Source organism: Acetobacter sp. AAB5 (assembly GCF_050106715.1).
Taxonomy (GTDB): domain Bacteria; phylum Pseudomonadota; class Alphaproteobacteria; order Acetobacterales; family Acetobacteraceae; genus Acetobacter; species Acetobacter oryzifermentans.
On record NZ_JBNIEW010000027.1, the window covers coordinates 1 to 6,659 of the forward strand.

At 52.1% G+C, this 6,659-nt stretch carries 9 protein-coding genes; 2 read left to right on the top strand and 7 right to left on the bottom strand.

The window, feature by feature from the left end:
* The first annotated feature begins 440 nt into the window (after positions 1-440).
* Positions 441-806: a helix-turn-helix domain-containing protein gene (locus ACP7IZ_RS13245; RefSeq protein ID WP_330937200.1), complete on the top strand. Its 366-nt coding sequence runs from the start codon at positions 441-443 to the stop codon at positions 804-806.
* A 17-nt stretch (positions 807-823) separates the two neighbouring features.
* Here the strand turns inward: ACP7IZ_RS13245 and ACP7IZ_RS13250 are convergent, their stop codons facing one another.
* From ACP7IZ_RS13250 to ACP7IZ_RS13260, 3 genes are all read right to left on the bottom strand, one after another.
* Positions 824-1,969 (bottom strand): restriction endonuclease subunit S, encoded by a 1,146-nt coding sequence (locus tag ACP7IZ_RS13250; RefSeq protein WP_020936807.1) that lies wholly within the window; start codon positions 1,967-1,969, stop codon positions 824-826.
* Positions 1,970-2,440: 471 nt separating this feature from the next.
* Positions 2,441-2,596 (bottom strand): hypothetical protein, encoded by a 156-nt coding sequence (locus ACP7IZ_RS13255; protein WP_020936808.1) that lies wholly within the window; start codon positions 2,594-2,596, stop codon positions 2,441-2,443.
* A gap of 2 nt (positions 2,597-2,598) precedes the next feature.
* A complete protein-coding gene (locus ACP7IZ_RS13260) occupies positions 2,599-2,901 on the bottom strand; it encodes a hypothetical protein (protein WP_040133546.1) in 303 nt (100 codons plus the stop codon).
* Positions 2,902-3,063: 162 nt separating this feature from the next.
* Between ACP7IZ_RS13260 and mobQ the strand changes: the two genes are divergently transcribed.
* Positions 3,064-4,791, top strand: coding sequence for a MobQ family relaxase (mobQ, locus tag ACP7IZ_RS13265; RefSeq protein WP_052366379.1), 1,728 nt, complete (start codon positions 3,064-3,066; stop codon positions 4,789-4,791).
* 136 nt (positions 4,792-4,927) lie between these two features.
* Here mobQ and ACP7IZ_RS13270 read toward each other — a convergent pair whose 3' ends face one another.
* Genes ACP7IZ_RS13270 through ACP7IZ_RS13285 form a run of 4 tightly spaced genes read right to left on the bottom strand, consistent with a single transcriptional unit; the run spans position 4,928 to position 6,191 of the window.
* A complete protein-coding gene (locus tag ACP7IZ_RS13270; protein WP_040133542.1) occupies positions 4,928-5,245 on the bottom strand; it encodes a hypothetical protein in 318 nt (105 codons plus the stop codon).
* Between the two features lie 27 nt (positions 5,246-5,272).
* Positions 5,273-5,554 carry a type II toxin-antitoxin system RelE/ParE family toxin gene (locus ACP7IZ_RS13275; RefSeq protein ID WP_040133543.1) on the bottom strand — a complete coding sequence of 94 codons (282 nt, stop codon included), beginning with the start codon at positions 5,552-5,554 and terminating at the stop codon, positions 5,273-5,275.
* Positions 5,551-5,730, bottom strand: coding sequence for a hypothetical protein (locus tag ACP7IZ_RS13280; RefSeq protein WP_020936805.1), 180 nt, complete (start codon positions 5,728-5,730; stop codon positions 5,551-5,553). Before ACP7IZ_RS13280 ends, ACP7IZ_RS13275 begins: the two co-directional genes overlap by 4 nt.
* The gene (locus ACP7IZ_RS13285) at positions 5,727-6,191 is read right to left on the bottom strand and encodes a replication/maintenance protein RepL (protein ID WP_020936806.1); all 465 of its coding nucleotides are present in this window, start codon (positions 6,189-6,191) and stop codon (positions 5,727-5,729) included. Before ACP7IZ_RS13285 ends, ACP7IZ_RS13280 begins: the two co-directional genes overlap by 4 nt.
* Between the last annotated feature and the right edge of the window lie 468 nt (positions 6,192-6,659).

Below are 6,659 nucleotides of genomic sequence, written 5' to 3' on the forward strand. Positions count from 1 at the left end.
GGGTAGCGGTGTGGGCAGGCGGTGGGAAACGCGCCAGCGTTTTCCACGGGCTGTCCATGCCCTATCCACGGGCGGAACGCGGCCCGTAGGGCGGCGCACATATCCACGGGCAGGGAGTCTCACGGGTGGTACCGTGCGCGAGCGCGATTGCGTGACGTGTCACGAAAAGCGGCTTGTCTGGCGCTTCGCGGGCTACGCCGCTCCTGCTCCGCACTCGCCCAGACCTGAAACACCCCTCAAATTGGCCAGTAAATGGCTCAGGAATGGGGTGTATGGGTGCCCTGGTGGTTTCTAGCTTATGTGACGGTTAAGGCGCTGTGGGAGAAAATATGGGCCAAAAAAGGCCGTATCCGGTCTCCGAGACGCACCACGTCCCTTTCCGGTCGGAAGGTAAGCTGACCCTTGGGGAAGCACATGCGTTGGCGGTTCTGCCGGAGTTCATGGGGGACGATGGGGCTATGTTCCCCAGTCACGAAGCAATGGCCGAGAAGTCAGGTGCCAGCCGCCGGACGGTTATCAATGCTCTGAACCGGGCCTATGCGCTCGGCATCGTGAAGCACACGCCCCGGTATCAGTATGATCGCCAGCTTAGGAAGCGAGTGCGGACATCGAACGCCTATGAGATCGTTCTGTCGGCACTCCAGCAGGCGGCCCGGCACTTCATGCGGACAGTGCGCGATCACCTAAGTGCAAGACCTCATTCCGACCTGAGTGCAAACGCATGTCCGGACGCCCTAACGGGCGGGCTACGCCGCTCCCGCGCTGCGCTCGCTCCAGACCGGAAACACCCGTTAAATGAGACATAAAAGGCTTATGAAGAAGATCAGACCGCTACTCTGATTTTACCTGTCAAAAGCTGCTGCATCAGGGCTTTCTTCTCCTGACGCAGGCGTGCGAGGTCGGATTCAATCGCCGTAATTTCTTCGTCTGCTGTGCTCAGGACAGCAGCGATGGCTTTTTGTTCAGGGAGAGGGGGACAATGGAAAATTTGTTCTTTCAATTCCTTCATATGCCGTGAGTAACCAAGATTTGGGAGATCGACATTTTGAAGTAGGTAATAACCAAATTTGTTAATTGTGTTTGCCCGGGTCCTTAAAACCTGAGTTCCATCTGCTCCCGGTGAAAATGGGAAATCGACCCATTTAATTACTCTGGTATGGTCTCCAAAGATGATGACAGGAACATTTTCATAAACAGTATTAGCATCTGTATATCCTGAGATGAAGCTTTTCCCTTGATCTACAATAGGAGTGCGGCCTTCTTCTTTGTATTCAGATGCAGGGGTTTGTGTGTCTTTTTGATTGTCGACATCAAAAATCACTTTAAAGGATTGGCGCTTCCACTCCCCCGTGAACCCCGGCAGGCGTTTTTTGCCTGTGAGGAGTTGCTGCATGAGGGCTTTTTTCTGCTGCTGGCTGTTGGCCAGAAGCTTCTCAGTCCCCTCAATCGCACGATCCCACGTCGAGAGGATCGCCGCGATCTTCTTCTGTTCGGGGAGAGGGGGGAGGGCTAACGGAAAAGACCGAATGGTTGAAAGATTAAGCCCAGCTTTCGCGCCTGCATCGTTCAGAGAGTTCAATTTTTGATTAAGCTTTTTCGACGAAAGAGCGTAAGCAACAAATGGGCTGGATGCTGTACCGTTTTTTAATCTTACTAGAGCAAGATGCTGATTGATAAATGCCGTCCCAAATCCTTTCGGAACCAGACCAATCTTTCCTAATTCGGCTGTGATAGAAATGAGAATGTCACCATTCTTTAAAGACGTGCGTTTTCCATCGCTAGAGTCAGGCGGAATGGCGACATATTTCATATCATTTTCTGAAATTCTAACTCCATCACGTGAAAGGTTGGTCATTCTTACAAATTTATCACCGGCATCAGAATAATACTGTGCCCAATCCCGGGATCCGCTGGTGACTGTGGACGCAATTTCTCCGAGATTGGCATATGTCCACCCCTCAGGAAGCATAACCGAGCTCCTTCAGATAAGCGTCCATCTGGGCTTCCAGCGTTCTTATTCTCAATTTAATAGCCGTTTTTGGGGTAATCATTTTTATCGACCTTCGACAATTGTCCATTGAAGGCCTGTCCCTGATGTAGGGGCGCAAATCGTCTGGCCTTTTCTTTGGATGGGTTTGTAGCCTTCAATGCGACACATGCCGAAGGCCTGAATCTGGCCCACCCTGTCCATTTCGTAGGCCATACGGCCTGATGGTGATGACACAGCCCATTCTGCCAGTAAGTCCCGCTTCTTGGTTTCCTGCTGCCCCTCAGCGAACCCTTGAGCGTATCCGGTTCGACTTCCTTTAATGTTACCCAGAAACGCCGCGCAGAACACGAGCGCAATGGCTCCAAACCCGCAGGAGATGAGCAGGGTGCGCCTGTCGGTCTTGATATAGCTGGTGACGGCCTGCGCTGCGTCCTCGACACGTTGCGCAGCTCAGGTGCTTTTGGCGTCCAGTGCCTCAAGTTGCTTTGCTAGGGCTGGTAGCTTACCGGCAACGTCCGAATAGGCTTTATTAGACTTCTGGACAGTGTTTTTTAAATCCTCAAACGCACGAAGCCCGAAATCTTCCGTATCGTCTGGTTCACACATGGTCAGCCCTCATTCTGCACTTGTGCTGGCCGGGGTGTGATGAACCCGTGATCCTGAAAAGCCTTTGTGTCCTGTTCCCGTGATAACCGCTTAAGAAGGGAATCAATCACATTCGAAAAGCGTTCATCACCTTCCGCTGCTTTTAGCAGAGCGCCACCCAAGATAATTTTTTGGCGATCTTCAATTTTCCGCTTCTGCCTGTTCTCAGCATTGCGGGCATCTTTCAGAGCGTTTCGTGCCTGCTCAAGCCTCTTTTCGGCATCAAGAACTCTCTTGGACTTGGCGGACTGGCTTGTGCTGGTCATATGCTCGAAACTCCTTCTAAGTGTAATCATAACATAAAATTAGGTTGCCTAAAAACCCTTAATGTCGTCTAGATATTAAGGGCGCACTTATGCAAACTCTGCGAGTTTGCGTGCGACAGGGGCGAACCCCTTGCAACCCCATTCTATCAGAGAGCCGATCCCGTGGCGATCTTCCACCTGTCCGTTAAGACCGTATCGCGTAGCACCGGCAGAAGTGCCGTTGCCGCTGCGGCTTATCGTTCAGGGGACACGCTGACCAATGAACGCGATGGACGCCAGCACAACTACGCCAACCGAACCGGGGTTGATGATAGTTTCATCATTGCTCCGGCTGGTTGCGAGTGGGCATACGATCGCTCGACATTGTGGAACGCCGCCGAGCAGGCCGAGAAGCGTTCTAACTCGGTTACTGCCCGCGAATATGTGCTGGCCCTTCCTGCTGAATTAGACGCCAAAGAAAGGGCGGGTCTTGCACGCGCCTTTGCCTCTGCCGTGGTCGAGCGTTATGGGGTGGCTGCTGATGTCGCCCTGCACGCTCCCAGTGCGGGCGGCGATGATCGAAACTACCACGCCCACATTCTCACCACGACACGGGAGGTTGAGGCGGACGGGCTGGGCAAGAAAACCCGCATACTGGACGCGGCCAAGACCGGCGGGCCAGAGATTGAGAGCCTTCGGGAATTGTGGGCCATGCAGTGCAACGAAGCACTGGAACGGCACCAGCAACCGGCACGCATCGACCACCGCAGCTATGAGCGGCAGGGCGTGGACGAAATGCCGACCATTCACCTTGGCCCCACCAGCACGGCGGTAGAGCGCAAACACAAGGCCGAGCAGGAGCGAAAGCGGGAGCCATACAAGCCCCGGACGTTCAAGGCGCAGGAGAACCAGCGCAGGCAGGTCTTAAATGAGAGTGTCCAGAAGCTTGTTCAGGATTTGGCGGATACGATCAGAGAAGCGATTGCGCAAGAAAAGCAGGTTGAGCAGAAGCAGCTTCTAAGGATGGTTGATTGGTATTGCGAAGAGATCAACCGGCGAAACAAAATAAGCTTTAAGAGTGGCGATGCGTGGATCAATGAGCAAAACCGCTTGATGAATGGTAATCCTGTAGCTGGTGCAGAGGCTCTTGTGAGAGAGTTACCTGCATATCGACAACGGTTGCGTGTGATTGAAGAAAAAAAGGCTGAAATTAAACGCGTTGAAGATGAAATTGAGCGTGCTGAATCTGCCATTAGGCGATCTGAAAATGAGATACAGGAATGGCATGAAGAAGCCGGTTTTTTTGCTCGGATTATGCCCCCTGAAGATATTAAGAAATCTCGTAAAAATATTGTAGAATGGCGGGAGAGTATTGCAAAAAAAACAAGTTTTCTGGCCATATTGAAGGCCGCTCTTTCTGAAATGATGAGTGCTCTGAAGAGTTTTGTTTTTGGTGAGTGTCAGAAACCAGAAATCCACGCCAAATTGAGATTACGAGGGATTGCTGCTGATTACACAGTAAGGCGCGTACAGGAATGGCGTGAGGAACAACGAAGGGATGTGGAGGAACAATCTCGCCAGTGGCGACTTGAGCAGGAGGAAAAAGCGCGGATAGAGGAAATGAATAAGGCAAAAGAAGAACGGGCGCAGTATATCAAGGATTGCGTGGATTTTCTGCTGCGTTGGCCAGAAAATGAACGATTAAAGCGCTTTCAGACTTTTGCACCTTCTCTATATGCCGATGAAAATATCCGAAAATACGTTTTGGAGCGTGTGCAAGGTGATAAGGGATCCTCTAGCAGCGATGTTGTTAAGGATAATCCAGACATCACTCATTCGGCCTCTGTGATGAAAATAGATCGCGGTCACGATGATGACTGGGAAGATTCTGGCCCTTCCCTCGGAATGTGAGATTTCCCCTGTGCAGGAGAAGCCGGGAGGCGTACATTCCCGCCTGCGGGTTCCATGTGTTCCTGTTTAGCTTGTGGTGAGCCACGAGGTTGTAACGATGCCTCCAGCCCCGCGCCTTCGGGTGCTGGGCAATCGGTCAGGAAAAGGCCGCGTGATCTGCGTCTGGCTGACAGAGCAGGCCCACCAGACAGAGCGCCTGCACATCAGCTCGCACGCCTTCAATGGCCTGGCCGGTTGCCGTGGCGATTTCTGCGAGGCTTAAACCGCCCCTGTTAGTCAGCACTTCAATGATGTTCCGCCGTGAAGGTGTCAGCACCTTGTCCGCGAGTTCCTGACTGATGAAGCTGTGGCTCTTGGGTGAGGGTATCCCCCGAAAGGCTGCTTTCAGTCGGGCGAAGACTTCATCCAGCGGAGCAACCCCTATCAGAGGGGCGGGTTCTGTCTGGTCGGGCATCCAATGAACTCCTCAAAGTCGTTTGAACTATCGGTCTTGAGAACTATGCCAGACGTTCAATATTTCGACCGTTGAGTCGGTGATGCGATAGACGATTACATACGGCCAGCAGGACACCAGTTCTCGCGTGCCGGGTGTGATGCCGGGTCTGCCGCGCTCTGGCAGGTATTCGAGACGGTCGCATGTGGCGACGATCTGAATGGCAACCCGGCTTGCTGCTGCGGGATTTTCTTCCCCGATATGCTGCTTGATGCGCTGAATGTCGTTGAGTGATCTACGAGTGAACTGAATGGAAAAGACCGTGCTCATTTGCAGTGGGGTGCCGGTTTTTCGTGTTCAGTTCCCCACGACAGGAGCCATTCCCGAACGGCAGAATATGGAACCGTTCGGCCTGCATCGGCATCGGCAATGCCTTCTTGGACAGCCGCCAGAAAGGCCGCTGTTTCCTCATCGTCATGCTGGATGATCGGGTTTGCGCTCATCATGCGGCATCCTTCTTTGCGGTCCGTTTGGCTTCAAGGTCGAACATATCAGCTTGCGTGGATTCAGTGCGGTATTTGACCAGCACATTCATGCGCTGGCGATGGTCGCCTTTGAATATAATGTTAGGGTTAAGGCGCCAGTGTGAACGGCGAATTTCGGAAATAACTTCTGCTTTGCGCAGTGCACCCATAAGGCGGGCGACGGTTGGGCGGCTAGTTCCGGTGGCTTCTGCAATTTCCTGCCATGTCGCGACTACTTGATTTTGATGATCGGCCTTCGAGAGGAGCCACATCAAGATTTTCATTTTGGCATTTCCAACCTCGTCTACCAGTTCGAGAATTTCAGCCAGCCAAATTTTATGAAAGCCAGCGTCTCCAACGGTTTTAGTGACAACTTGCGCGTCGATGATCTCGCCTGTTTCGGCATCGAGTAACCGTCTCTGACCGTTGAAAAGCGTCGCCATATTACGTCCTCAATGTGCCAAAGGTGCAAATTTCCGCACCTTTTAGTATCTAACTTGTGACACCATAAAGTATCATAATGAAGATAACAATAGGTATCAATTTTGACACCTTTGGGTATCAATTTTGATACCTTTCATTTTCTTAAATGGCTGATTTCTGCGGGTTTTTGATATTTTCTCTTCTTGATCTATCTAAGAGGCACAGTTTACGGGTTTGAATAGGTCTCTCGAACTGTCCTATTTTCTGAAATGGGAAATGGGTTTTCGCGCTCTAGGAAAAATTAACAAACTCTTAAAATCAAAAAATCAGACCTACTGAATGTGCCGGTGGATATGTGTGCCGAGCGTGGAGCCGGTGGGTAGCGGTGTGGGCAGGCGGTGGGAAACGCGCCAGCGTTTTCCACGGGCTGTCCATGCCCTATCCACGGGCGGAACGCGGCCCGTAGGGCGGCGCACATATCCACGGGC

Bases quoted from the DNA above. Each gene is read 5' to 3' on its own strand.
- ACP7IZ_RS13270 (WP_040133542.1), bottom strand. From the start codon at position 5,245: ATGCCCGACCAGACAGAACCCGCCCCTCTGATAGGGGTTGCTCCGCTG.
- ACP7IZ_RS13275 (WP_040133543.1), bottom strand. From the start codon at position 5,554: ATGAGCACGGTCTTTTCCATTCAGTTCACTCGTAGATCACTCAACGAC.
- ACP7IZ_RS13260 (WP_040133546.1), bottom strand. From the start codon at position 2,901: ATGACCAGCACAAGCCAGTCCGCCAAGTCCAAGAGAGTTCTTGATGCC.
- ACP7IZ_RS13255 (WP_020936808.1), bottom strand. From the start codon at position 2,596: ATGTGTGAACCAGACGATACGGAAGATTTCGGGCTTCGTGCGTTTGAG.
- ACP7IZ_RS13250 (WP_020936807.1), bottom strand. From the start codon at position 1,969: ATGCTTCCTGAGGGGTGGACATATGCCAATCTCGGAGAAATTGCGTCC.
- ACP7IZ_RS13280 (WP_020936805.1), bottom strand. From the start codon at position 5,730: ATGATGAGCGCAAACCCGATCATCCAGCATGACGATGAGGAAACAGCG.
- ACP7IZ_RS13245 (WP_330937200.1), top strand. From the start codon at position 441: ATGGGGGACGATGGGGCTATGTTCCCCAGTCACGAAGCAATGGCCGAG.
- ACP7IZ_RS13285 (WP_020936806.1), bottom strand. From the start codon at position 6,191: ATGGCGACGCTTTTCAACGGTCAGAGACGGTTACTCGATGCCGAAACA.